Origin of the sequence: Rahnella aceris (assembly GCF_011684115.1) — a bacterium.
Lineage (GTDB): Bacteria > Pseudomonadota > Gammaproteobacteria > Enterobacterales > Enterobacteriaceae > Rahnella > Rahnella aceris.
Genome location: NZ_JAADJV010000004.1, coordinates 383,942 through 408,818 on the forward strand (window position 1 = coordinate 383,942; position 24,877 = coordinate 408,818).

Below are 24,877 nucleotides of genomic sequence, written 5' to 3' on the forward strand. Positions count from 1 at the left end.
GGGACCGTGCTGATGCACTATCAGGAGAAACAGTTATGAACCAGTCCAGGATCGCCACCCGCCGCTGGTGGTACATCATGCCGATCGTGTTCATCACTTACAGTCTGGCGTATGTCGACCGCTCGAACTTCAGTTTTGCCTCAGCGGCCGGTATCAACAACGATTTGGGCATTACCAAAGGGATGTCGTCCCTGTTGGGTGCACTGTTTTTTTTGGGCTATTTCTTCTTCCAGATCCCCGGCACGATTTACGCCGAACGCCGCAGTGTTAAGAAACTGATTTTCTGGTGTTTATTGCTTTGGGGGGGATTCGCCTCTTTAACCGGCGTGGTAACCAACATTCCGATGCTGGCAGTGATCCGCTTCGCCCTCGGCGTGGTGGAAGCTGCCGTGATGCCCGCCATGCTGGTGTATATCAGCAACTGGTTCACCAAATCCGAGCGTTCCCGTGCTAACACCTTTCTGATCCTCGGCAATCCGGTGACAGTGTTGTGGATGTCGGTGCTTTCCGGCTATCTGATCAAATCCTTTGGCTGGCGCGAGATGTTTATCTTCGAAGGCATTCCGGCGGTGATCTGGGCGGTTATCTGGTGGTTTACCGTCAAAGATAAACCTGAACAAGTCAGCTGGCTGAGCGACCAGGAGAAACAGGCGCTGGCCGCACAACTGGAAAAAGAGCAGAAAGACATTCAGGCGGTGGGCGGTTACCGGGAAGCCTTCCGCTCGCGCAATGTGGTGCTGCTTTGCCTGCAATATTTCTTCTGGAGCATTGGCGTGTATGGCTTTGTGCTCTGGCTGCCGTCGATTTTGCGCGACGGCAAATCAATGGGCATGGTCGAAGCGGGCTGGTTATCTTCCGCCCCTTATCTGGCCGCCACTATCGCCATGATCCTGGTGTCCTGGGCATCGGACAAAATGCAAAACCGTAAGTTGTTTGTCTGGCCGTTATTGCTGGTGGCCGCGCTGGCGTTCTTTGGTTCATGGGCCGCTGGCACAAACAATTTCTGGCTTTCGTACAGTTTACTGGTGGTTGCGGCTGCGGCAATGTATGCCCCGTACGGGCCGTTCTTCGCCATTATTCCTGAAATGCTGCCCAAAAATGTGTCCGGTGGCGCGATGGCTTTGATTAACAGCCTCGGCGCACTGGGCTCATTCTTTGGCTCCTGGTTTGTCGGCTATCTCAACGGCAATACGGGCAGTCCGGCAGCCTCATTTATTTTCATGGCCGTGTCGTTACTGGTTTCCGCAGGTTTAACCCTGCTGGTGAGACCGCGAAAGGCCAACATTCAGCCGAAAGAAGTTTCCTTAACCCAAGGGAGTAAGTCATGAAGCCGTCTATCGTTTTATATAAAAAATTACCCGCCGACCTGCATCAGCGTCTTGAAGAGCATTTCACCATCACTGAATTTGATGGCATTACGGATAAGAACCGTGCTCAGGTGTTTGATGCGCTGCAAAACGCCGAAGGATTACTGGGTTCCGGCGGGAAAATTGATAAAGAACTTTTCGACCATGCACAGCGCCTGCGTGCGGTTTCTACCATTTCCGTCGGTTATGATAATTTCGATGTGGCAGAACTGACCCGCCGCGAAATCCCGATGATGCATACTCCGACGGCGCTGACCGATACCGTCGCTGACACGGTGATGGCACTGGTGCTCTCTACCGCCCGCCGCGTGGTAAATGTGGCCGAGCGCGTAAAAGCCGGTGAATGGAATGAAAACATTGGCGAAGACTGGTTCGGCATTGATGTTCACCATAAAACCATGGGCATCGTCGGCATGGGCCGTATCGGTCTGGCGCTGGCGCAACGTGCGCATTTCGGTTTCGACATGCCGATTTTGTACAATGCACGCAGCCAGCATAAAGAAGCGGAAGAGAAGTTTGGCGCGCGTAAATGCGAGCTGGATGAGCTGCTGAAAGAGTCTGATTTCGTCTGTATCTTGCTGCCAATGACCGAACAAACCTTCCATCTGATCGGTAAGGAAGAGCTGGCGAAGATGAAATCCAGCGCGATTTTGATCAGCGCAGGTCGCGGGCCGGTTATCGATGAACCAGCCCTGATCGAAGCGCTGAAAGCCGGTACGATTTATGGTGCTGGTATGGACGTGTTCGAGACTGAGCCGCTGCCAAAAGATTCTCCGCTGCTGAGCCTGCCAAACGTGGTGGCACTGCCGCATATCGGTTCCGCAACGCATGAAACCCGCTACGATATGGCGGCCTGCGCAGTGGATAACCTGATCGCCGCACTCAGGGGTGACGTGAAACAGTTCTGCGTGAACCCGGAAGTTCTGAAGAAGTAAGATAAAGAATGGGCGAGACCGGTCCGGGCGCAATCCTGCGGCCGGTCTCCCGATTATTTTCGAAGGGTCAGAGGTATTTCATTAATATCTCTCTGATTTTCCCGTCAGCTTTTCTTGCATATATTTCCTTGTTAAACGCATGAAGACTGCTTTTCAGCGCCAGCGTCGGGGCATCGTCGGGTGCCAGAAGCTTAAAGGAAAGGCTGCCAGTAAAGGCTTTTCTTCCGGCGACCATCGACTTAAATTTGTTGAGCAATTCTTCGCCCCCCAGTTCACGGGCACGGGTCTTCAATCCTTTAATAAGAGGGTCTTTCCAGGTTTGCTTGTCGTAATAAGGTAACCGCTTTTTCAGTGACAAATAATCGGAAAGGCTTTGATCGCCCGACATCATGCCAGTCTTGCTGATACTGGTCAGATTTTTAAACGTCGTGCCGGGAATGGTTTGGGTAATAACGATATGTACTTTTTTCTTTCCCGTACCGCGGGAGAAGCCGTGGCACTGGAATATATTTTCGTCTTGCATGGTTGAATAGTGACATTCAGAAAACAAATCATTATAAATTGACCCTGATAAGGAACCTTTGAGGTTTTTCAGTAATCGTTCAATACTCCCTTTTTCCCTGCACACCAGGACATAAGCTGAATTATTCAGCAAGCCACTGTCTTCTATCAATGAATTAATAATAAAAATCTGAGCACAGGTTGTCACGGTATCAGAACTTAAATAGGCAAGATATAAGCTACAATTTGCCGGCATCGATAAGTTATAACCGTCCAGTAATTTAATGATTTCCTGTTTTGCTGATTTTTGTATATTGATAACTTCCTGCTCAGGCATGGGTAAATAACCCATCGATTTCTTAGCGAATCCAAGGCTCTGGACAATGATGTTTTCGAAGCACAGACTCAACAGGGCAGCTTTATAATCACGATCAGATGAAGCCGCACCTCGGGTGACATCCATTTCATCAATGAGAATAACGGTGTTGCATGTGATTATGTCCAGCTGGTAGAGAAAATCAGCCAGCACTGTCGATAATACATCGGGAGACAGGAGACTGTAGGGCGTCACAATAATTACCGGATCATCATAATTCAATTTTTTACCCGGACTGAACACTTCCTTTCCCTGCATATTAATATGTCTTGTTTTGGCATTCACCGTAATTAATGCCCCCTCAGCCTGGGTGCTCCGCGCGATGTCTTTTATTTTCTTTCCCAGCGCATGGTCTCCTCCGCCTGCCGTGAAAATATTCAGTATAAGTATACTTCTTTTCATTTTATCAACCTGATATATATATTCTTAAACATAATTATGCCAAGAAAGAAAAAATATCATAAGCCGTTTTTTATTACTCTGCCATTAAGCATAAAGGGTTCCGTTCAGGGATATTCGAAAAATACATTGAATGATTTTCCGTATTCATCTTTTTTAATACTTCTCCACGCCAAAACCCGCTGGTCCGATTGCACTGCCTTGCTGCAGGCGTTATGGTGGGTATCACATTTCGATAACATACAAAGCTTTCTATGACGTTTTCTGCTTTCGGTGACAAATTTACCCGTTTTTCGGGCATCACACGCCTGATGGGCGACATGAATGACGGTTTACGCACACCCGGTGCAGTCATGCTGGGTGGTGGAAATCCGGCGCAAATTCCTGAGATGCAGGATTATTTCCAGACGCTGCTGTCGGAAATGCTGGCAGCAGGCAAGCTGACCGAAGCGCTGTGCAATTACGACGGGCCGCAGGGCAAAGATGTGTTGCGTCATGCGCTGGCAGACATGTTACAGAAAGAACTCGGCTGGCAGCTTGACGCGCAAAACATCGCACTGACCAACGGCAGCCAGAGCGCCTTCTTCTATTTGTTCAACCTGTTCGCCGGACGCCGTGCCGACGGTAGTATGTCAAAAGTGTTGTTCCCGCTGGCACCGGAATATCTCGGTTATGCAGATGCCGGTCTGGACGAAAATCTGTTTGTTTCAGCCAAGCCGAACATCGAATTACTGCCGGAAGGCCAGTTCAAATATCACGTCGATTTCGATCATCTGAATATCACCGATGATATCGGCCTGATCTGCGTGTCACGCCCGACCAACCCGACCGGCAACGTCATTACTGACGAAGAACTGATCCGACTCGATGCGCTGGCACAGCAGAAAGATATTCCGTTATTAATCGATAACGCCTATGGCGTGCCGTTCCCGGGCATCGTATTCACTGACGCCACACCACTGTGGAATCCGAATATTATCCTGTGCATGAGCTTGTCGAAACTCGGCCTGCCGGGTTCCCGCTGTGGCATCGTGATTGCTGATGAAAAAATCATCAAAGCGATCAGTAATATGAACGGGATTATCAGTCTGTCGCCGGGCAGTGTCGGCCCTGCGATTGCCCATGAAATGATTGTCCGTGGCGATTTGCTGCGCCTTTCCGAAGAAGTGATCAAACCGTTCTATTTCCAGCGCGTGCAGGAAACTATCGCCACGCTGCGCCGTTATCTGCCGGAAGAACGTTGCCTGATCCACAAACCGGAAGGGGCGATTTTCCTGTGGCTGTGGTTCAGGGATTTACCGATCACCACCGAAGTGCTGTATCAGCGCCTGAAACAACGTGGGGTACTTATGGTACCGGGCGATTACTTCTTCCCGGGTCTCGAGCATCCGTGGCCACACACCCATCAGTGCATGCGGATGAATTACGTGCCTGATGCGGAACAGATCGAGCGCGGCGTGAAAATTCTGGCAGAAGAAGTAGAAAAAGCCCACGCTGAAGGCTGATTTTTCACAATAAAGTGACCAGGAGGAATGATATTCTTTCGGGTCACTTTATCAATCTAAGGACTCTTACTCATGAGTAGAAAACAATCTTATTCTCAATGACATCATAAAGTTATTTATATCTCCCTCAACGCATCCAGATACACATTCATTCAAAAAAATCAATTCATTTTATATATAGATATACATCACTTTATATTTTTTACAGTTAAACAAAAAAAATAACATTATTTATCAAAGAAATAAAAACCCAGTCAAGAGTTTTAGTATTTTACATAATCAATTAAATGGGGATTTTATTATCACTGGCGTATTTTTATGCAATATGTATTTTTTGATTTAAAAAATAGGTGAGAAAATGATTAACAGATTACGTCAATATATTAATAAAACAAACGGTACATACAGTTTTTTTAATCAGGTGACGTACATACAGCAAAACAAATGGGTAGCTAACAACCCCCGAAATCTTGGTGGAGCATGGTTAGGAAGTCATAGAGACTCAGAAAGTAAACAAATTCAGTACGGATTACGTGGAGCCTGTTATGGCCTCTCTGCGGCATATTTAATTACTGGTAGAGATTGGAGTAGTTTCAAATGTTTCATCAATACCTCCGCATCGCATCGATTGATATTAGGAATAATGAATATTCAGGAACAGAACTCTGCGTTGGCATATAAACAAGCTAAATTAAAAGCACAAAAAAGTTTATTTGATAATTTTCACCGCAAAGGGCATTCCCCCAACGTAAACTACATGCGTACTCAAGACGCATACCATCTGATAATGAAGAATGAGGGGAGGTTGATCTGCTTAAAAACGTCAACTCTGCCGCAGGCCAGTACTACCGCTGCAAGAATCGAAGGGCTGGTAAAATCGTTAAGGCAAGACAGCTTATATGAAATAGGTATTTATAAGGGTTGCAAGGGAGGCCATTCCATCGCTATCAGAACAGATGGGAACATGATTAAACTCTTTGATGCAAATATAGGTGAAATATCTTACAACTACAACACAAAACAGATCATGCATTTTGTGGAAGCACTTTGTATAGTATTTGATGGGTGTTACAAGAACTACAACCGAATCACAGTAGACGAATATTATCGTTAAGTTACATCACTCTAAATACATGCTTACCTCATCACTAAGAGCTTCAATTACGGAAAACACTTTGAAAGACTTGAACAAAATAAATACACCTCGTTTTACTTACTGATTAAGATAATATATTCCTCATCACATCCCGTTTTATGTTCCCCCTCATCGGGGGAACATAAACAGATCACGTTTATTCAGACTGATTTTCCAGCGCCGGTTTTTCAGTACCAATCGCAATTTTTTGCGGTTGCAATGCTTCCGGTACATCACGAACCAGATTGATATGCAGAAGGCCATTCGTAAATTCAGCCGCCGAGACGTGCATATGCTCTGCCAGCGTGAAGCTCAGGGTGAAAGGCTTAATCACCAGCCCCTGATGCAAATATTCCACTTTAGTTTCCAGCTGAGCCGGTGTGCCGCTGACCGTTAATCGCGGCCCTTCGACTTCAATATTCAGTTCGCTTTGCTGGAAACCGGCCAGCGCCAGTGAAATGCGGTAATGGTTGTCATCAGACTTTTCAATATTGTAAGGAGGAAAAGCCTGATCGGCGCCTTGCATTGAACTGGCTAATTTATCGAAACCAATCCACTGACGCAGTAATGGGGAAATATCATAATTACGCATAATGTAACTCCTTCTTTGAAGCGAGATGATTAATGTCGTCATCCTTTTTGGATGTGACAGTACAGCTCCCTGACGGCGAGCCTAAACTTTTTCATTTCGTGGCGGTCAACAACGATGATGGTCGCTGAATTAACGGATCTCGATACGCCGTGGTTTGGACGACTCAGGAACGACGCGTTCCAGATCGATATACAGCAAACCGTTCGACAAATTGGCCGCTTTTATCTGAATATGTTCAGCCAGCTGGAATTTGCGCTCGAAATTACGTTCCGCGATGCCCTGATATAAATAGGTTCGCTCAGTATCGCCAGGTGCATGCGCGCCTTTGACCAGCAGCATGTTGTCATGCGCAGTGATGTCCAGCTCAGATTCGGCAAAACCTGCGACCGCGATAGCAATCCGGTAATGATTTTCGTCAACCAACTCGACATTATAAGGGGGGTAGCCGCCGCCCTGATTCTGACCCGATTCGATAAGATTAAATAAACGGTCAAAACCAATGGCAGAACGGTAGAGCGGGGATAAATCAAAATTACGCATTGCTACTTCTCCTGATATTCAGCGAGTTTTTTAAATAGCCTTCCAGGCGGACAGACCAGCGTCACAGTGATGACAGAAGAACCCTTCCGGCGTTTCTCCTCCTGCGTCGTACAGTTAAAATGGAGACAAAAGGGCATATTTCAAGCCTGAAAAAACAAAAAATTTGGCTGTTGTTTATATGATGACAGCCAAAATACATGGCGGGACAGGGCTAAAATCCAGGGAGAGCAGGCGAATTCCTGCAAGATTTCAAATAGTAATTACACTTAATGGGATCGCAGCCACAGAGCTACAGCTTGCTTTGTTAATTTTTTGGGCTGAGTGGTATAAGTCACATTGACGTATAAGCTCAGCCTGACAGCATAAGATGAGTTCTAACATGACGAAATTTGCATTAACGCCGCTGATGACAGGATGTGTTTTTTTAGCGACGAGCGGTTGCTCCAGCGTAATGAGCCATACAGGTGGTGACACCGGATATTATTCAGGCGCACGTGCTGATGTGAATATGATAAAAAGCGATGACACCAGTTGGGCGATGACGCCGCTGCTGTTGATTGATTTGCCGTTCAGCGCCGTGCTGGATACGGTATTGCTGCCTTATGATTATTTTCGCAGCGGAAAAGTGACGACGCGCGATCGCGTCAAAGCCAGTGAAGAACACAATATTGCGCTGAGTAACGGTGTGGATATCGATCACATCCCGCCCATGACGACCACGCCGCGTCAGCAAAAATCGTCGACACATAAGAAGTAGTCACAATAAAACCGGCCTGTTCCGACCGGTTTACATCGTTCGCTAATCGCTATCGGCCACGCAAATCTGCGCATAGCCGTTACACTGGCGCATAAACGCCACTTTGCTGCCATCGGGAGAATACACTACGGCATCGGCACAGGGTGCGTTTTCTGATCGTTGCGTTAACCGCTGCATCTTTCCGCTTTCCATGTCCAGCCGCATCACGCTGTTATCGCATACCAGCGCCAGTGATTTTCCGTCCTGGCTCCAGCTGAAGGCTGATTGAATTCCGCTTTCAGAATGGCTGATTTGCGCCGGCGCGCCGCCGTTAGGTGACACCGTCCAGACCTGAACCACTCCGGTTTCATCTTGCATCAGAAACGCAATCTTTGCGCCATCCGGCGATACGCGCAACCAGTGACGCGGTTGCAGGGCAATACCATTTTCAGTAAAAGTAATCCGTCTCTGTTTCACGCCCGCGGGTGGCGCAGGCAGCATTTCCGGCGTACCCTGCAAAGGTTTATCACCCGCCTGAAGGTAATCCTCATCATTGCGCGGCAAATCCACCACGAAGATTTCCGGGTGCTTTTCGCCACGAGCGGAAAGCGTGTCGCCGATAAAAGCCAGCGCCCACCGCTGACGGCTGCCATCCGGTTTCAGATAGCCTTCACGGCCAATCCAGCCTTCTTCGTAAGCCCGGTTGATTTCATCGCTGCCGGGGTGAGGACAGGGCGTGGTTTCGCTGACCAGCATGCTGAAATGGCTTCCATCGTATTCACGGGGATGATGCTTTGGCGGAATAACGGGATATCCTGAAATCGCCACGCCGACGTTGCGCAGATCGAGCGCCGGATCGCGTTCATGCAACACATGGTCGTTATAGGTAAAGCTCAGACGCGAACCATCCGGGCTGAAGACGTGAACATGTGTGCCACCGCGCAGGGCTCCGGCGGTAAAGGGGGCGGTAATGTCCATCGCATCCAGCGTGACGGCCTTTTCGCGCGCGGGCTCAGTGACAATAACTCCACGACGGTGATGAAAATCATACTGCCAGCTGGCATCAGGATTTTCAGGGCCATGAATAAACGCATAACGGACAGTAAGATCCGGGCTGACGGTCACCACTCCCACATGCGCGCCGTCTTTTGCCTGATAAAGGACTTCCGTCTCACCGGTTTCGACATTCACGCGCTCAATGGTTGAACCGCTAAAAGAACCGCCATGCGGACGGACGTCATACACCAGCCACTGGCTGTCCGGCGTCCAGACATTAATGTTGGTGAGCTGATGCCCGCGGGCATCAGAAGTTAATTGTTTTTCCATGGCTGCAAGGTTCCTTCGGTACAAGCTCAGACGTTCAGAACAAATTTCTCGACCGCAAACGCCACGCCGTCTTCCGTGTTTGTTTTGGTAACGAACTGGCTGACGGCTTTTACGCTGTCCAGCGCATTCCCCATCGCGACACCAATTCCGGCGTATTCCAGCATCGCAATGTCGTTCTCCTGATCACCGAGCGTCATCACGCTCTCCCGCGCGATACCCAGTTTTTCCGCCAGTACTTTCACGCCTTCACCTTTATTCACGCGCTTATCGAGGATCTCGAGGAAATACGGTGAGCTTTTCATGATGGTGTAGCGTTCTTTTGCTTCAGCAGGAAGCTGACTGATGGCGCGATCCAGCAAGTCCGGATCGTCAATCATCATGACTTTCGGGAAGGTCAGTGCCGGATCCATTTCCTCTGCCGGGCAGAATTGCAACGGAATGCCGGTGGTGAAGGATTCATGTACGCTGTATTTGCTGATATGGCGGTTGGCGGTAAACAGGTCGGTTTGGGTCAGTGCATGGAAATGCACACCAAGGTCACGCGCCAGCTGTTCAAAGTAGTGATAATCTTCAATTTTGAGGGCTACTTCGGCAATTACGCTGCCATCTTTCGCATTGTGCACAAGCGCGCCGTTATTGGTGATGCAGTAACAACCGTCCTGCTGTAAATCCAGTTCCATCAGATAACGCTGCACACCGACGAACGGACGGCCGGTCGCCAGAACGATTTGCACACCTTTCGCCCGTGCTTCTGACAACGCTTTTTTAACGGCAGGGGTCACTTCATGCTGCGGATTGAGCAATGTCCCGTCCATATCAATTGCAATTAATTCAATAGCCATAGCATCCTCAGAGTTTAAGAAATCTTGCGCAATGCTAACGCGATTACCCGCTGTAAAGCCAGCCGCAATGCGGGTCGCGTCAGACGAAAAAAAAAGTCCGAAGCGGTTTCCCGTTTCGGACTCTTTATCAGCTCACGCCATTATCAGATATCGATATTGGCCGCTTTCAGGGCATTCTCTTCGATGAAGGCGCGACGCGGTTCAACCGCATCGCCCATCAGCGTAGTGAACAACTGGTCAGCAGCGATGGCATCTTTCACGGTCACACGTAACATGCGACGTTGTTCAGGATCCATGGTGGTTTCCCACAGCTGATCAGGGTTCATTTCGCCCAGACCTTTGTATCGCTGAATCGACAGACCACGACGGGACTCTTTCACCAGCCATTCCAGCGCCTGCTCGAAGCTGGTCACTGGCTGACGGCGTTCGCCACGTTCGATGAAGGCATCTTCTTCGATCAGGCCGCGCAGCTGTTCGCCCAGCGCACAGATTTTGCGGTATTCGCCACCCTGAATGAAGTCTGCATCGAGATCGTAATCCGTATCAACACCGTGTGTACGGATACGCAGAACCGGTTCGAAAAGCTGATGTTCACGGTTTTCACGCACGATCGCGCTGTAAGAACTGCCGTGCTGCTCTTTCTCATTGAGACGCGCAACCAGCGATTCTATCCAGGTCTGAACTTTCGCCTGATCGGTCAGATCTGACCCCGGCAGGGTCGGCTGATAGATCAGGTTATTCAGCAGCGCACGCGGATAACGACGCTCCATGCGGCCAATCATTTTCTGCACGCTGTGATGTTCAGCCACCAGTTTCTCCAGCGGTTCACCCGCCAGGGCTGGTGCATGGGCGTTGGCGTGTAACGTTGCCCCGTCCATCGCAATGGAAATCTGATACTGATCCATCGCTTCATCATCTTTAATGTACTGTTCCTGCTTACCTTTTTTCACTTTGTACAACGGCGGCTGTGCGATAAACACGTGGCCACGCTCGACAATTTCAGGCATCTGACGGTAGAAGAACGTCAGCAACAGGGTACGGATGTGTGAACCATCGACGTCGGCATCGGTCATGATGATGATGCTGTGATAGCGCAGTTTGTCCGGGTTGTACTCGTCACGGCCAATGCCGCAACCGAGCGCAGTAATCAGTGTTGCCACTTCCTGAGAAGAAAGCATTTTGTCGAAGCGCGCTTTTTCTACGTTGAGGATTTTACCTTTCAACGGCAGAATCGCCTGGTTCTTACGGTTACGGCCTTGTTTTGCAGAGCCGCCCGCTGAGTCCCCTTCCACTAAGTACAGTTCGGAATGCGCCGGGTCACGTTCCTGACAGTCCGCCAGTTTGCCTGGCAAGCCAGCCAGGTCCAGCGCACCTTTACGGCGGGTCATTTCACGGGCTTTACGGGCTGCTTCACGGGCGCGCGCAGCGTCGATGATTTTTCCCACAACGATTTTGGCGTCTGACGGATTTTCCATCAGGTAATCCACCAGCTTCTCGTTCATCAGCGTTTCAACAGCCGTTTTCACTTCAGAAGAAACCAGTTTGTCTTTGGTTTGTGAAGAGAACTTAGGATCCGGTACCTTCACAGAAACGACAGCAATCAGACCTTCACGGGCATCGTCACCGGTGGCGCTGATTTTGGATTTCTTGCTGTAACCTTCTTTATCCATGTAAGCGTTCAGGGTACGGGTCATTGCCGAACGGAAACCGGCTAAGTGAGTCCCGCCATCGCGCTGTGGAATATTGTTGGTGAAGCAGTAAATGTTTTCCTGGAAACCATCATTCCACTGCAACGCAACCTCAACGCCAATATCGTCCTTCATCGTAGAGAAATAGAATACGGTCGGATGGATTGGGGTTTTGTTTTTGTTCAGGTATTCCACGAAGGCTTTGATACCGCCTTCATAATGGAAGTGATCATTCTTACCATCACGTTTATCCAGAAGACGGATTGCCACGCCGGAGTTCAGGAATGACAGTTCACGCAGGCGTTTCGCCAGAATCTCATACTCGAATTCTGTGTGATTGGTGAAGGTGTTGAAGCTCGGCCAGAAACGTACCGTGGTACCGGTTACGTCAGTATCGCCAATCACTTTCAGCGGATCCTGCGGCTCGCCGTGCACGTAAGTCTGAGTGTGCACTTTGCCTTCACGGCGGATAACCAGTTCCAGTTTTTCCGACAAGGCATTAACGACGGAAACACCTACGCCATGCAGACCGCCGGAGACTTTATACGAGTTATCGTCGAATTTACCACCAGCATGAAGAACGGTCATAATGACCTGAGCAGCAGAAACGCCCTCTTCTTCATGAATGCCGGTCGGAATACCACGGCCATCATCCTGTACGGAAACAGAGTTATCCGCATGGATCGTGACCTGAATCTCTTTACAGTGGCCCGCGAGGGCTTCGTCGATAGCGTTGTCCACAACCTCGAATACCATGTGGTGCAGACCAGTGCCGTCATCGGTATCGCCGATATACATGCCGGGGCGCTTACGCACCGCGTCCAGCCCTTTTAATACCTTGATACTTGAGGAGTCATAAGAATTCGACATCAACGTTTCTCGCTCATTTTTAGTCCTGTGATAGAACGGCTATTTTACCTTGTTCCACGCGGAACATCTTGCCCTTTTCACCCATCATATCGGTCACTTGCTCAGCGCTTATCGCACTGACAAAAACCTGTGCCTGGGTGGCTTTCAGGCGATCAGCCAGCAACCGACGTCGGTCGGCGTCCAGCTCAGAGGCAAAATCGTCAAGAAGATACAGGCAACGCCGCCCGCTCTGTCGGGTGAGAAACTCACCCTGCGCCAGTCTCAGCGCACACATCAGTAACTTCAACTGCCCACGGGACAGTAAATCTTCCACCGGCGTGCCGTCGGCACGAATGCGGAAATCCGCTTTATGCGGGCCTGATGCGGTATAGGTTAAGGCTCTGTCGCGTTCAAAATTACGCTCCAGCAACTCGCCGTACTCAGTCTCCTTATCCCATCCACGCTGGAAAGAAAAACTGAGGGCGAATTCGGGCAGGAATTGCGCGCAGGTCGCGCTGATATCAGCCGCGATCGCGTCGCTGTAAGCTGCCCGCCATTCGCTAATACGCCCGGCTAACGGGATCAGTTCCTGATCCCAGGCACGAATTTGCGCATAACGACTCACCTGTCGCAGCGCGGCGTTGCGCTGCTTGAGTAACCGTCGCAGGTTGCTCCAGGCGATAAAAAAACCGGGGTCGTGATGAAAACAACCCCAGTCAATAAATGCCCGCCGGTACTTCGGCCCGCCGTTGAGCAGGGTGAAGCCTTCGGGTGTGATCAGTTGCATCGGCAGCATCTGTGCCAGTTCAGACACTTTGTGGCCATCACTGCCATCAATGCGTACTTTACTGTCGCCCTGACGGCTTTTGCTCAGACCAATCGACAATTCACGTTCACCGCCGTCATCCACACGCGCATGGAGAACAAACTCCGGCTGATCGTGACGAATCACGCGTCCGGCCTGCAAACTGCGAAAAGCGCGGCCATGCCCCAGCGTATAGACCGCTTCGAGCACACTGGTTTTACCGCTGCCATTGGGACCGACCAGAAAGTTAAAACCGGGCGACGGATCTAAATCTGCCGCCTCGATGTTGCGGAAATCTTTTATCAGTAAGCGCGTTAAGGCCATCTACTATCCATTCCAGGGCATCATCGTCGCAGTCAGTTTGCGTGCAGCTACAGTAAGCGGAGCATACTCAGGTGCGTGGGCATTGCGAACACTGCCCGCTCGCAAAATGACAAGTCAGATAGCCCGATTACAGCCGCATTGGCATAACGACATACGCCGCCGACTGACTGGCTGCGTCTTCGATCTGCACGCTGGAAACAGAGTCCGTCAGCAACAGATTAACGTCTTCGCACTTGAGTGCATTGAGCACATCCAGTACGTAACTGACGTTGAAACCGATTTCCATTTCAGTGCCTTCGTAACCGACATCCAGAATTTCTTCTGCTTCTTCCTGTTCCGGGTTATTCGCGGTGATTTTCAGCTGGTTATGGCTGACATACAAACGCACGCCGCGGAATTTTTCATTGGACAGGATCGCGGCACGGGCAAACGCCTGCTTGAGCAAATCGCAGCCTGCCTGCAGCGTTTTGTCCGGATTTTTCGGCAATACGCGGCGATAGTCAGGGAAACGACCGTCAACCAGTTTAGAGGTAAAGATGAAGTCGCCGACGTGAGCACGGATATTGTTGCTGCCGATTTGCAGCTGCAATGTGGTGTCACCGCCATCAAGCAGACGCACCAGTTCCATCACGCCTTTACGCGGCACGATCACCGAATGCGACGGCAGAGACTGGCCGATTGGCATAGAACATACGGCCAGACGGTGACCGTCGGTCGCGACAGTACGCAGTTCTTCACCTTCGGTTTCGAACAGCATACCGTTTAAATAATAACGAACGTCCTGATGGGCCATAGAAAACTGCGTGGCTTCGATCAGACGTTTCAACGTGGCCTGCGGCAGGGTGAATTCTACTTCGCTTTGCCAGTCGTCGAGATTAGGGAAATCTGTCGCCGGTAAGGTCGACAGCGAGAAACGGCTGCGGCCTGATTTTACCAGCATGCGGTCGCCGTCGAGCGCGACGGAAATTTCCGCGCCTTCCGGCAATCCACGGCAGATATCAAAGAATTTACGCGCCGGCACCGTGGTGGCACCCGCTTCATGTGGCTGAGACAGCGCGACTTTCGCCACCATCTCCATTTCCAAATCCGTCCCGGTCAGCGACAGCGCGCCATCCGTCACCTGTAATAACAGGTTACCCAGAATAGGCAACGTTGGTCGTCCACCCAGCGGACTACTGACCTGTTGCAGTGGTTTCAGCAAATGCTCACGTTCAACAATAAATTTCATAGCGCTAGGAAGATAATGTTCTGATTAAGTTGGAGAAATCTTCTTTGATGTCGTGACTTTCTTCACGCAACTGCTCGATTTTACGGCAGGCGTGCAACACCGTGGTATGGTCCCGACCACCGAACGCATCGCCGATTTCTGGCAGGCTGTGGTTGGTCAGCTCTTTCGCCAGCGCCATCGCCATCTGGCGTGGGCGGGCTACCGAACGGGAGCGCCGTTTGGAAAGCAGGTCAGCGACCTTGATTTTATAATATTCGGCCACTGTTTTCTGAATATTATCGATAGTGACCAGCTTCTCCTGAAGCGCTAACAAATCGCGCAACGCTTCACGAACGAAGTCGATAGTGATCGCACGGCCGGTAAAGTTGGCGTTGGCAATCACACGGTTCAGTGCGCCTTCAAGCTCACGCACATTCGATCGCAGACGTTTAGCAATAAAGAAGGCAACTTCGCCCGGCAGACGAATATCGTTTTCGTCCGCCTTTTTCATCAGGATCGCCACGCGGGTTTCTAATTCAGGCGGCTCGATAGCCACCGTCAGACCCCAGCCGAAACGCGATTTCAGACGATCTTCAACACCGTTGATCTCTTTTGGATAACGATCCGAGGTCAGGATGATCTGCTGATTACCTTCCAGCAGGGCATTAAAGGTGTGGAAGAACTCTTCCTGCGAACGTTCTTTATTAGCAAAAAATTGAATGTCATCGATGAGCAACGCATCAACAGAACGGTAGTAACGTTTGAATTCTTCGATGGCGTTGTTTTGCAGGGCTTTGACCATGTCCTGTACAAAACGCTCGGAGTGCATGTACACCACTTTGGCATTGGCTTTACGCGCCATGATGCCGTTACCGACGGCGTGCAATAAGTGGGTTTTACCCAGGCCAGTGCCACCATAGAGGAAAAGCGGGTTGTACGCGCCACCCGGATTATCCGCCACCTGACGCGCCGCCGCGCGAGCCAGTTGGTTAGATTTACCTTCTACGAAGTTATCAAAGGTATGTTTCGGGTTGACGTTAGAGCGATAAGACAGCTCAGGCTGAGCCGGTGAGCTGTCCCAGCTTGGACGGGAAGGCGCCAGACGCGGAATGGCAGGCGCAGCCTGTGAACTGACGCTGGCCGCAACAGGCTGGCTGACGCGTTGGATCACCGGCTTGCTGCCGACTTCAAAACGCAGCAACGGTGCATCCGTGCCACAGAAATCGTTAAGCAAGCCGTTAATATTATTTAGGTATTTGTCACGAACCCAATCCAGAACAAAACGATTCGGGGCATACAGCGCCAGCGTATTGTCGTTGAGTTCCGCCTGCAGGGGGCGTATCCACATACTGAATTCTGTGGCAGGTAGTTCATCCTGCAAACGGGCAAGACATTGCTGCCAAAGCGAAAGTGACACGGCGGACTCCACTCGAACAAGTATCAAAAAAGAAAAGGATCAGGATATTTTTTAAATCATGATTTTTGGCACACGTTCCGCCCGTTAATGGGGGAAAATTTCTCTCACCACCCTGTCAGTGGCGTAAAGTCACGTGCGAACCGCTTTTTGCGGTTTTTGTCGACAGCATCCCAGCCGGGATCGCGATCGGAATGGCGGATCATAACGCAATACGGCCCAGAGATCCTCCCCTTCCTGACAGATTAGATCCTTTTTATCCACAGGCAGCAATCGGCAAGTGGGTAAGCTTAGCCGATCCTTTTAAAATTAGGCGATGTAATCATCACTCTGGTGAAAAAATAGGAGTCCGCTGAGTTAAATTTCATCATACTGCGAGAAAGATCGCACGCCTGTGGATAAGGATCAGGTGAGGATCCTTGCGATTTGCGGCAGAGTCCGTATAATCTTCAGCCCTACGTGTGAAGCCTGTGTTCCTGATGGTCATAACCAGATGGATATTGCGGTGTGACCACGGGCAATTCTGGTAAACACTTGAACCATTTCTGGCAATGTAAATTGACTCAGGACTGTACAGTTATTACAATCCCGCTTCTTTATATGTTGCGACAAAGGCACCGGTCGTTTTTTCGCCGAAATGTCTTCGCGTTTACTGATCAGTAATAATTTAAGTTTAGGTAGAAATCGCCATGAAACGCACTTTCCAACCGTCCGTATTGAAGCGCAACCGTAGCCACGGCTTCCGTGCTCGTATGGCCACCAAAAATGGTCGTCAGGTTCTGGCTCGCCGTCGTGCGAAAGGCCGTACCCGTCTGTCAGCTTCTAAGTAATAAAAGCTAACCTATTTAGTGGTTAAGCTCGCTTTTCCCAGGGAGTTACGTTTGTTAACTCCCCGTCATTTCACTTTCGTCTTCCAGCAGCCACAACGGGCTGGCACGCCGCAAATCACTATACTCGGCCGCCTGAACGAGCTGGGGCATCCCCGCATCGGTCTCACCGTCGCAAAAAAACACGTCAAACGCGCACATGAACGCAATCGGATCAAACGCCTTACCCGCGAAAGTTTCCGGTTGAATCAGCATACGCTGCCGTCGATGGATTTTGTGGTAGTAGCCAAAAAGGGTGTCGCCGATTTAGATAATCGCGCGCTGACGGAAGCGTTGGAGAAATTATGGCGTCGACATTGCCGACAGGCTCCCGCATCCTGATAAAGCTGATACGTGGTTATCAGCTATTCATCAGTCCGTTGCTCGGGCCGCATTGCCGCTTTCGACCAACCTGCTCTCAATACAGTATTGAAGCAATTGGTCGTTTTGGCATGTTAAAAGGCAGTTGGTTGACTTTGAAACGCGTATTAAAATGCCATCCTTTGAACCCAGGTGGTGATGACCCCGTACCGCCGAAAACCGACAATAACAGAGAACACTAACGATGGATTCGCAACGCAATCTTTTCCTCATCGCTCTGCTGTTCGTGTCTTTCATGATCTGGCAGGCATGGCAAACGGACCACGCTCCGCAACCGGCCAACCAGACCACGCAACAGACTGCGAACACTGCAAACGGTGATGCTACTAATCAGGCTGTTCCTGATAGCGGACAGGGCAAATTAATTACAGTTAACAGTGATGTGCTGTCATTAACGATCAACACCCGTGGTGGCGACATTGAGCAGGCTCTGCTGAAGGCTTACCCAACGACTTTGGGCTCTGACCAGCCTTTCCAGTTACTGGAAACCACTCCTAATTTCCTCTATCAGGCACAAAGTGGTCTGACAGGTAAAAACGGTCCAGACAATCCGGCTAACGGTGAACGCCCTCTGTTCAAGGCGAGCTCCGATACCTTCACAATGGCTGAAGGCCAGTCTGAACTGCGCATTCCGATGACTTACACGGCGGCGAACGGTGCGATTTACACCAAAACCTTCGTGATCAAACGTGGCTCTTACGCGGTAAACGTTGAATACAACATCAACAACACCACGGCTACCCCGCTTGAACTGACCATGTTCGGTCAGCTGAAACAAACCACCGAATTACCTAAGCACCGTGATACCGGCAGCAATAACTTTGCTCTGCACACGTTCCGCGGCGCGGCATATTCCTCAAGTGATGACAAATATCAGAAGTATGCGTTCGATAAGAGCGAAGCACTGAATGTCACGACTCAGGGTGGTTGGGTTGCGATGTTGCAGCAGTACTTTGCAACGGCGTGGATCCCATCAGCGAAAGACACCAATACCTTCTTCACCACCACCAATAACGGTATTTCAACGATTGGCTTTAAAGGCACACCGTTTACCGTTGCACCAGGTGCACAGCAACAAGTTGCTTCTATCCTGTGGGTTGGTCCGGAAATTCAGGACAAGATGGCCGCTATCGCGCCACACCTTGACCTGACGGTTGACTACGGTTGGTTATGGTTCATCTCTCAGCCACTGTTCAAACTGTTGAAATTCATTCAAGGGTTTGTCGGTAACTGGGGCTTCTCGATCATCGTTATCACCTTTATTGTTCGCGGTATCATGTATCCACTGACCCGCGCACAGTACACGTCGATGGCGAAAATGCGTATGTTGCAGCCGAAACTGGCCGCCATGCGTGAACGTATCGGTGATGACAAACAGCGCATGAGTCAGGAAATGATGGCGCTGTATAAGTCTGAGAAAGTGAACCCGCTGGGTGGCTGTCTGCCGCTGGTTATTCAGATGCCAATCTTCCTGGCACTGTATTACATGCTGTCTGGTTCCATTGAACTGCGCCACGCGCCATTCATCCTGTGGATCCATGACTTGTCAGCACAAGACCCGTACTACATTCTGCCGGTTCTGATGGGTATCACGATGTTCTTCATCCAGAAGATGTCGCCGACCACCGTCACTGACCCGATGCAGCAGAAGATCATGACCTTCATGCCGGTCATCTTCACCGTGTTCTTCCTGTGGTTCCCGTCTGGCCTGGTGGTGTACTACATCGTCAGTAACCTGGTCACCATTCTCCAGCAGCAGCTGATTTATCGCGGGCTGGAAAAACGTGGCCTGCACAGCCGCGACAAGAAAAAGTCATAAGTGAATGTCAGGACGGCTTTCGTCCTGACCGCTAAACTTGATGATAAAAAAGAAAGGCGATCATTTGATCGCCTTTTGCATATCCGTAAAAAGACCAACAGAGATCATTGCTATGAGCACCTCAGATACCATTATTGCCCAAGCAACCCCACCCGGCCGCGGTGGTGTGGGCATTTTGCGCATTTCCGGCCGTGCGGCGCGTGATGTGGCACAGGCTGTCTTAGGTAAACTGCCCAAGCCGCGTTATGCCGATTATCTGCCGTTTCAGGATGCTGATGGCAGCGCGCTGGATCAGGGCATCGCGTTGTGGTTCCCCGGCCCGAATTCCTTTACCGGCGAAGACGTGCTTGAGCTGCAAGGCCACGGCGGGCCGGTGATCCTGGATTTGCTGCTTAAACGCATTATCGCGCTGGAAAACGTGCGAATTGCGCGTCCGGGCGAATTCTCTGAACGGGCTTTCCTCAACGATAAACTCGACCTGGCGCAGGCTGAAGCGATTGCTGATCTTATCGACGCCAGCTCCGAGCAGGCCGCACGTTCAGCGGTTAACTCCTTACAGGGCGCTTTCTCGAACCGTATTCATCATCTGGTGGAAGCACTCACTCACCTGCGGATCTTTGTCGAAGCGGCTATCGACTTCCCCGATGAGGAAATCGACTTCCTGTCCGACGGTAAAATCGAAGCCAAACTCAATACGGTGATGGGTGATCTCGATGCCGTGCGGGCCGAAGCACGTCAGGGTAGCCTGCTGCGTGAAGGGATGAAAGTGGTGATTGCCGGGCGTCCGAACGCCGGTAAATCCAGCCTGCTGAACGCGCTGGCCGGTCGTGAAGCGGCGATCGTGACCGATATCGCGGGCACCACGCGAGACGTTTTACGCGAACATATCCACCTTGATGGCATGCCGTTGCACATCATTGACACCGCCGGGTTACGTGAAGCCAGCGATGAAGTTGAGCGCATTGGTATCGAACGTGCATGGAATGAGATTGAACAGGCGGACTTAGTGCTGTTTATGGTCGACGGTACAACAACGGAAGCAACCGAGCCTGCGGACATCTGGCCCGAATTTATGGCCCGCCTGCCCGCGAGTTTACCTATTGTCGTTGTACGCAACAAAGCGGATATCACCGGGGAAGCGCTGGGACAAACGGAAGTGAATGGTCACTCACTTATTCGCCTTTCTGCCCGCACCGGCGATGGCGTTGATCTGCTGCGCGATCATCTGAAACAGGTGATGGGCTTCAATCACAATATGGAAGGCGGATTCCTTGCCCGTCGCCGTCACCTGCAGGCGCTGGAACAGGCCGCACAGCATCTGGTTCAGGGTAAAGATCAACTGCTTGGCGCATGGGCGGGTGAACTGCTGGCGGAAGAATTGCGTCTGGCCCAGCAATCGCTGAGCGAAATCACCGGTGAATTTACCTCGGATGATTTACTGGGGCGTATCTTCTCGAGTTTCTGTATCGGTAAATAAGCCGCTGTTCGCAGCAAACAAAACCCACATTGAAGAATGTGGGTTTTTTATTTTATTCAAAGGATTACGCCTTACCAGACTTTATAAATGCGTCCGGTCTGCGCCCCTTCCACGCTGCGACGATACGCTTTCGCCACGCGCGCTGCCGGTGCAGCCTCAAAGCCCGGGAAGAACGGGCCATAAGCTTTCAGCGACTCTTCTACTACGGTCGGGCTGACCACATTGATGCGAATACCCCGTGACAGTTCAATCGCCGCGCCCCGGACAAAGCCTTCGACGGCGGCATTTACCGTGGTGGCGTTCGCCCCCTGACGGATAGGTTCATCAGCAATGATCCCGCTGGTCAGCGTGATGGAACCGCCATCGTTAAGGAATGACTGACCGATCAGCGCAAGGCGCACCTGGCCAAGCAGTTTATTCTGCAAACCAATATTGAACTGTGCTGCGGTCATCTCCACCAGCGGGCCAAAGTGCAGGCTGCCGGTAGTAGCAATAATCGCATCAACTTTTCCCGTACTCTGGAAAAGCGCTTTTACGCTGTTTTCATCGGTAATATCGACCTGAAAATCGCCGCGGGTTTTGCCTGCGGTGACAATTTCATGGTCTGCGCTAAGCTCCTGAATCACGGCTTTACCCAATGTACCTGTCCCGCCAATCACTAAAATTTTCATCAGATATTCCTCAACGTTGTTTGCAGGACCATCTTTCACCAAACTACGGGTTAGATATAGAATCGTATTATTCATTCTGTTCTAACTCAGGGTTTGTAATGTGGATAAGTTGCGGAATATCGAGGTCTTTATCAGCGTGGTAGAAACCGGGAATTTCAGTACAGCAGCGGAAAAGCTGGGGATTTCAGCAGTGATGGTCGGCAAGCATATTCAGCAGCTGGAAAAGTATTTGAATGCCCGCCTGTTGCAACGCACCACACGCAAGCAAAGCCTGACGGATGCCGGTGAAGTGTTTTACGAGAACGGAAAACGGGTGCTGGAGCAGATGAAATTCACCGAAAGCGCGATGGAAAGCCTGCAAAGCGTGCCGACCGGACTGCTGCGGATCAGCGCACCCGTATCACTCGGCTCCAGCGTGGTGGCGCCGATGCTGGCCCGTTATCTGCAAAAACACCCGAAAGTAAACGTGGAACTGATACTGAGCAACGCCAGGGTAGATTTGATCGCAGAGGGTTTTGACGCGGCGATCCGTATTGGCGAAATTGGCGATGACCGGCTGGTCGCCAAGCCGCTGAACCCTTATGAAATGGTGATCTGCGCTTCTGCAGATTATTTACAGCGTTTCGGCACGCCCGCGACGCCGGAAGATCTGAAAACGCACCCGTGCCTGGTGCATACCGTCTGGAATCAGAGTGAAGGCTGGCATCTGGCGAATGCAGAGCGCACCACGTCAGCGTGGCCGGTTAACAGCCGCTATGTATCCAACGACGGTCATGCGCTGCGCGCTGCCGCACTGGAAGGCGCCGGTTTGTTGCTGCAACCCAAAGTGTTACTGGCCGAAGATATCGCCAGCGGAAAACTGATCCCGGTACTTGAGTCTTTTATCCCGAAACCCCGGGCAGTGCATCTGGTTTATCTGCCCGATTTCAGGCCGCGCGCCAAACTGACCAGCCTGATTAACTTCATGACTGAACACGCCTTTTACTGAGCCTTACGCAAAATACAAAACGGTAAGTGATCGCTCACTTACCGCTCAGTTTTGAACACTTTTAATCAGACGAAATCAGAGCTTAAAGCCTGCTACCACGGTTTCCAGCTGAACGGTCTGATCCTGCATCGCCTGCGCAGCGGCAGAAACCTGTTCCACCAGCGCGGCGTTCTGCTGCGTGGCGTTATCCAGCTGCGTGATAGCCACATTTACCTGCTCAATGCCCAGACTTTGCTCCTGACTGGAAGACATGATTTCGTTCATCAGCGTCGCCACGTTGTTCACGCCACCCATGACTTCATCCATCGTCGTTCCGGCGGTCGCCACCAGTTCGCTGCCGGTGGCGATATCCGCCACAGAATCCTCGATCAGCTTTTTGATTTCACGCGCGGAAGTGGCTGAGCGCTGTGCCAGACTGCGCACTTCGGATGCCACAACGGCGAAACCGCGTCCCTGTTCACCGGCACGCGCCGCTTCAACCGCCGCATTCAGCGCCAGAATGTTGGTCTGGAAAGCGATGCCGTCGATCACGCTGATGATATCGACGATTTTATGTGAAGAGCGGGTGATCGAGCCCATGGTCTCAACCACCTGTTTCACCACGTCCGAGCCCCTCCCGGCAACAGCCGAGGCATCACGGGCCAACTGGTTAGCCCCTTCCGCATTGGCAGCGTTCTGTTTCACGGTGCTGGTCAGCTGTTCCATTGAGGCTGCCGTTTCGACAATCGAGCTGGCCTGTTCTTCGGTTCGTGCTGACAAGTCCAGGTTACCGCTGGCAATCTGGCGCGAAGCCGAAGTGATAGCCAGACTGCTGTCGCCAACCTGACGCAGAATGGATTGCAGGAAAGACAGGAAACCGTTGAAGTTCTGGTTGATCTGATTGAACTCAGGGCTGCGGCTTTCCGGTAAGCGCCGGGTTAAGTCGGCACCGCCCGCAGAAAGCTGGGCGATATTTTTATTCAGTGCCGCCAGCTGGCGCATGAAAATTTTAATCGCGGCGATCAGAACGATCAGCAACAGCAAGACCATCGGGATTTGAACCAGTCCGAGACTCGTCAGAATGCTGTGGCTGCGCGCCAGTAACTGACTGGTCGGCATGTCGGTGGCGATAAACCACGGCCCCTGAATGTTGCTCATAAACATGGTATGCGACGTGCCGTCATTATCGTAGTCAGCCACCAGACTCGCCTGCCCGTTGATCTGATCCAGACTTTTGCGGATCTGCATCGCCAGCGGAGAAGTTTCGCCCAGTGAGGCCAGTTTCGGCAGTTTTTCATCCGTGGAATGACTGGTACCGACGATGGTGCCGTCTTTTTCCACGATATAAATCCTGGCGTGAACCTTTTTCTCCATCTCTGTCACCAGCTGGTTAAAGAACCCCAGTGTGACGTCAATGGTGGCGACGCCCCATTGCTTATCATCTTTGTAAATCGGCATCGCACAGTTAGTCCGCGGCTGGGTGCTGGCGTCATCGAAATAAGCAGGCGCCCAGACACACTGACCCTTTTCACCTTTTGATGCCGCCAGATACCACGACTGATCGAAATAGTTTGGGGATTCGGCGCTGTTCCAGAAAGTATTGACCGTCAGTTGATTATTATTATTACGGGCAAAGAAGGTGCTGAATTTGATTTTGGCCGGATCGCGTTGGTTCGGCAGAGGCCAGATCCCGCCGCCAAACACGGCAGAGTCACCGTACTGATCAACCAGTGCCGGAAGTAAACGATCGATACTGTCGCTGTCCATTTGTGCAACAGTCTGGGTAATGGTGCGAACCTGTGACTCAACTTTATTCAGGCGGTCATTAATTGCCACCGCGACATCATCCACCTGATTAGCAACCAGATTACTTTCTGTCTGTTTCAGCTGGGGAGCGATATACACCTGGATCACGATAAGCGTAACGATGATCAGCACAATAAAAAACAAGCTGATCAATGCGATAAAGCGGGATTGCGTCGTTTTTAACATTTTTGGGTACTCGCAGGCAAAGCAGCGAGATCGCTGCTTAATTAGTAACGGCATTTTCTGGCGTTTCTTTATGTGGCTGTAGTAGATATATCTGGTGTAAGAATCTTATGAGTAAAAATCCAGAACATCATTCCAGTGAGATTCTTTCCCAATAAGAGATTAA

Annotated in this window: 22 protein-coding genes; 11 read left to right on the forward strand and 11 right to left on the reverse strand. The window is 50.8% G+C overall.

The features are described 5' to 3' along the window. Positions 1–35 precede the first annotated feature (35 nt). Both GW591_RS19950 and ghrB read left to right on the forward strand, forming a co-directional pair. On the forward strand, positions 36–1,328 hold the full coding sequence (locus GW591_RS19950; protein ID WP_112152000.1) for an MFS transporter: 1,293 nt from the start codon (positions 36–38) through the stop codon (positions 1,326–1,328). Then, on the forward strand, positions 1,325–2,302 hold the full coding sequence (gene ghrB, locus GW591_RS19955; protein ID WP_153376198.1) for a glyoxylate/hydroxypyruvate reductase GhrB: 978 nt from the start codon (positions 1,325–1,327) through the stop codon (positions 2,300–2,302). The genes GW591_RS19950 and ghrB overlap by 4 nt, the downstream gene beginning before the upstream one ends. A gap of 67 nt (positions 2,303–2,369) precedes the next feature. Here the strand turns inward: ghrB and GW591_RS19960 are convergent, their stop codons facing one another. After that, a complete protein-coding gene (locus GW591_RS19960; RefSeq protein ID WP_166861286.1) occupies positions 2,370–3,581 on the reverse strand; it encodes a hypothetical protein in 1,212 nt (403 codons plus the stop codon). A 251-nt stretch (positions 3,582–3,832) separates the two neighbouring features. Here GW591_RS19960 and GW591_RS19965 point away from each other — a divergent pair, with 251 nt between their 5' ends. Together GW591_RS19965 and GW591_RS19970 are read left to right on the forward strand one after the other, a co-directional pair. Next, positions 3,833–5,083, forward strand: coding sequence for a valine--pyruvate transaminase (locus tag GW591_RS19965; RefSeq protein ID WP_166861288.1), 1,251 nt, complete (start codon positions 3,833–3,835; stop codon positions 5,081–5,083). Positions 5,084–5,441: 358 nt separating this feature from the next. After that, positions 5,442–6,197, forward strand: coding sequence for a YopT-type cysteine protease domain-containing protein (locus GW591_RS19970; protein WP_013573362.1), 756 nt, complete (start codon positions 5,442–5,444; stop codon positions 6,195–6,197). A gap of 178 nt (positions 6,198–6,375) precedes the next feature. Here the strand turns inward: GW591_RS19970 and ibpB are convergent, their stop codons facing one another. Next, positions 6,376–6,810, reverse strand: a complete 435-nt coding sequence (gene ibpB, locus GW591_RS19975; protein ID WP_013573361.1) for a small heat shock chaperone IbpB — start codon at positions 6,808–6,810, stop codon at positions 6,376–6,378. A 129-nt stretch (positions 6,811–6,939) separates the two neighbouring features. Next, positions 6,940–7,350, reverse strand: coding sequence for a small heat shock chaperone IbpA (gene ibpA, locus GW591_RS19980; RefSeq protein ID WP_013573359.1), 411 nt, complete (start codon positions 7,348–7,350; stop codon positions 6,940–6,942). A gap of 379 nt (positions 7,351–7,729) precedes the next feature. Here ibpA and GW591_RS19985 point away from each other — a divergent pair, with 379 nt between their 5' ends. Then, a complete protein-coding gene (locus GW591_RS19985; RefSeq protein ID WP_013573358.1) occupies positions 7,730–8,107 on the forward strand; it encodes a YceK/YidQ family lipoprotein in 378 nt (125 codons plus the stop codon). A 42-nt stretch (positions 8,108–8,149) separates the two neighbouring features. On the opposite strand, the gene GW591_RS19990 is transcribed toward GW591_RS19985, so the two are convergent. From GW591_RS19990 to dnaA, 6 genes are all read right to left on the reverse strand, one after another. Beyond that, positions 8,150–9,412: a DUF3748 domain-containing protein gene (locus tag GW591_RS19990; protein WP_166861291.1), complete on the reverse strand. Its 1,263-nt coding sequence runs from the start codon at positions 9,410–9,412 to the stop codon at positions 8,150–8,152. A 26-nt stretch (positions 9,413–9,438) separates the two neighbouring features. Continuing rightward, a complete protein-coding gene (gene yidA, locus GW591_RS19995; protein ID WP_119261053.1) occupies positions 9,439–10,254 on the reverse strand; it encodes a sugar-phosphatase in 816 nt (271 codons plus the stop codon). Between the two features lie 143 nt (positions 10,255–10,397). Beyond that, positions 10,398–12,812 (reverse strand): DNA topoisomerase (ATP-hydrolyzing) subunit B, encoded by a 2,415-nt coding sequence (gene gyrB, locus GW591_RS20000; RefSeq protein ID WP_013573355.1) that lies wholly within the window; start codon positions 12,810–12,812, stop codon positions 10,398–10,400. A 19-nt stretch (positions 12,813–12,831) separates the two neighbouring features. Beyond that, positions 12,832–13,920: a DNA replication/repair protein RecF gene (gene recF, locus GW591_RS20005; protein WP_121020036.1), complete on the reverse strand. Its 1,089-nt coding sequence runs from the start codon at positions 13,918–13,920 to the stop codon at positions 12,832–12,834. Positions 13,921–14,047: 127 nt separating this feature from the next. Beyond that, positions 14,048–15,148 (reverse strand): DNA polymerase III subunit beta, encoded by a 1,101-nt coding sequence (gene dnaN, locus GW591_RS20010; RefSeq protein ID WP_013573353.1) that lies wholly within the window; start codon positions 15,146–15,148, stop codon positions 14,048–14,050. Positions 15,149–15,152: 4 nt separating this feature from the next. Next, positions 15,153–16,544, reverse strand: coding sequence for a chromosomal replication initiator protein DnaA (dnaA, locus tag GW591_RS20015; protein WP_014333276.1), 1,392 nt, complete (start codon positions 16,542–16,544; stop codon positions 15,153–15,155). A 686-nt stretch (positions 16,545–17,230) separates the two neighbouring features. Between dnaA and rpmH the strand changes: the two genes are divergently transcribed. The 5 genes from rpmH to mnmE all read left to right on the forward strand — a co-directional run bounded on the left by rpmH (position 17,231) and on the right by mnmE (position 21,084). Next, positions 17,231–17,371 (forward strand): 50S ribosomal protein L34, encoded by a 141-nt coding sequence (rpmH, locus tag GW591_RS20020; protein WP_009637487.1) that lies wholly within the window; start codon positions 17,231–17,233, stop codon positions 17,369–17,371. Between the two features lie 18 nt (positions 17,372–17,389). Then, on the forward strand, positions 17,390–17,749 hold the full coding sequence (rnpA, locus tag GW591_RS20025; RefSeq protein WP_071823635.1) for a ribonuclease P protein component: 360 nt from the start codon (positions 17,390–17,392) through the stop codon (positions 17,747–17,749). Next, the gene (gene yidD, locus GW591_RS20030; protein ID WP_013577705.1) at positions 17,713–17,970 is read left to right on the forward strand and encodes a membrane protein insertion efficiency factor YidD; all 258 of its coding nucleotides are present in this window, start codon (positions 17,713–17,715) and stop codon (positions 17,968–17,970) included. The genes rnpA and yidD overlap by 37 nt, the downstream gene beginning before the upstream one ends. A 2-nt stretch (positions 17,971–17,972) precedes the next feature. After that, entirely contained in the window at positions 17,973–19,607 is a 1,635-nt protein-coding gene (gene yidC, locus GW591_RS20035; protein WP_166861293.1) for a membrane protein insertase YidC, read from the forward strand. Positions 19,608–19,719: 112 nt separating this feature from the next. Beyond that, a complete protein-coding gene (gene mnmE, locus GW591_RS20040) occupies positions 19,720–21,084 on the forward strand; it encodes a tRNA uridine-5-carboxymethylaminomethyl(34) synthesis GTPase MnmE (protein ID WP_166861296.1) in 1,365 nt (454 codons plus the stop codon). 71 nt (positions 21,085–21,155) lie between these two features. Here mnmE and GW591_RS20045 read toward each other — a convergent pair whose 3' ends face one another. Further along, the gene (locus GW591_RS20045; protein ID WP_015690617.1) at positions 21,156–21,755 is read right to left on the reverse strand and encodes a short chain dehydrogenase; all 600 of its coding nucleotides are present in this window, start codon (positions 21,753–21,755) and stop codon (positions 21,156–21,158) included. A 100-nt stretch (positions 21,756–21,855) separates the two neighbouring features. On the opposite strand from GW591_RS20045, the gene GW591_RS20050 reads away from it, so the two are divergent. After that, positions 21,856–22,743: a LysR substrate-binding domain-containing protein gene (locus GW591_RS20050; protein WP_166861298.1), complete on the forward strand. Its 888-nt coding sequence runs from the start codon at positions 21,856–21,858 to the stop codon at positions 22,741–22,743. Positions 22,744–22,818: 75 nt separating this feature from the next. Here GW591_RS20050 and GW591_RS20055 read toward each other — a convergent pair whose 3' ends face one another. Then, the gene (locus GW591_RS20055) at positions 22,819–24,714 is read right to left on the reverse strand and encodes a methyl-accepting chemotaxis protein (protein ID WP_013577700.1); all 1,896 of its coding nucleotides are present in this window, start codon (positions 24,712–24,714) and stop codon (positions 22,819–22,821) included. Positions 24,715–24,877 lie beyond the last annotated feature (163 nt).

Bases quoted from the DNA above. Each gene is read 5' to 3' on its own strand.
- GW591_RS19950 (WP_112152000.1), top strand. From the start codon at position 36: ATGAACCAGTCCAGGATCGCCACCCGCCGCTGGTGGTACATCATGCCG.
- ghrB (WP_153376198.1), top strand. From the start codon at position 1,325: ATGAAGCCGTCTATCGTTTTATATAAAAAATTACCCGCCGACCTGCAT.
- GW591_RS19960 (WP_166861286.1), bottom strand. From the start codon at position 3,581: ATGAAAAGAAGTATACTTATACTGAATATTTTCACGGCAGGCGGAGGA.
- GW591_RS19965 (WP_166861288.1), top strand. From the start codon at position 3,833: ATGACGTTTTCTGCTTTCGGTGACAAATTTACCCGTTTTTCGGGCATC.
- GW591_RS19970 (WP_013573362.1), top strand. From the start codon at position 5,442: ATGATTAACAGATTACGTCAATATATTAATAAAACAAACGGTACATAC.
- ibpB (WP_013573361.1), bottom strand. From the start codon at position 6,810: ATGCGTAATTATGATATTTCCCCATTACTGCGTCAGTGGATTGGTTTC.
- ibpA (WP_013573359.1), bottom strand. From the start codon at position 7,350: ATGCGTAATTTTGATTTATCCCCGCTCTACCGTTCTGCCATTGGTTTT.
- GW591_RS19985 (WP_013573358.1), top strand. From the start codon at position 7,730: ATGACGAAATTTGCATTAACGCCGCTGATGACAGGATGTGTTTTTTTA.
- GW591_RS19990 (WP_166861291.1), bottom strand. From the start codon at position 9,412: ATGGAAAAACAATTAACTTCTGATGCCCGCGGGCATCAGCTCACCAAC.
- yidA (WP_119261053.1), bottom strand. From the start codon at position 10,254: ATGGCTATTGAATTAATTGCAATTGATATGGACGGGACATTGCTCAAT.
- gyrB (WP_013573355.1), bottom strand. From the start codon at position 12,812: ATGTCGAATTCTTATGACTCCTCAAGTATCAAGGTATTAAAAGGGCTG.
- recF (WP_121020036.1), bottom strand. From the start codon at position 13,920: ATGGCCTTAACGCGCTTACTGATAAAAGATTTCCGCAACATCGAGGCG.
- dnaN (WP_013573353.1), bottom strand. From the start codon at position 15,148: ATGAAATTTATTGTTGAACGTGAGCATTTGCTGAAACCACTGCAACAG.
- rpmH (WP_009637487.1), top strand. From the start codon at position 17,231: ATGAAACGCACTTTCCAACCGTCCGTATTGAAGCGCAACCGTAGCCAC.
- yidD (WP_013577705.1), top strand. From the start codon at position 17,713: ATGGCGTCGACATTGCCGACAGGCTCCCGCATCCTGATAAAGCTGATA.
- yidC (WP_166861293.1), top strand. From the start codon at position 17,973: ATGGATTCGCAACGCAATCTTTTCCTCATCGCTCTGCTGTTCGTGTCT.
- mnmE (WP_166861296.1), top strand. From the start codon at position 19,720: ATGAGCACCTCAGATACCATTATTGCCCAAGCAACCCCACCCGGCCGC.
- GW591_RS20045 (WP_015690617.1), bottom strand. From the start codon at position 21,755: ATGAAAATTTTAGTGATTGGCGGGACAGGTACATTGGGTAAAGCCGTG.
- GW591_RS20055 (WP_013577700.1), bottom strand. From the start codon at position 24,714: ATGTTAAAAACGACGCAATCCCGCTTTATCGCATTGATCAGCTTGTTT.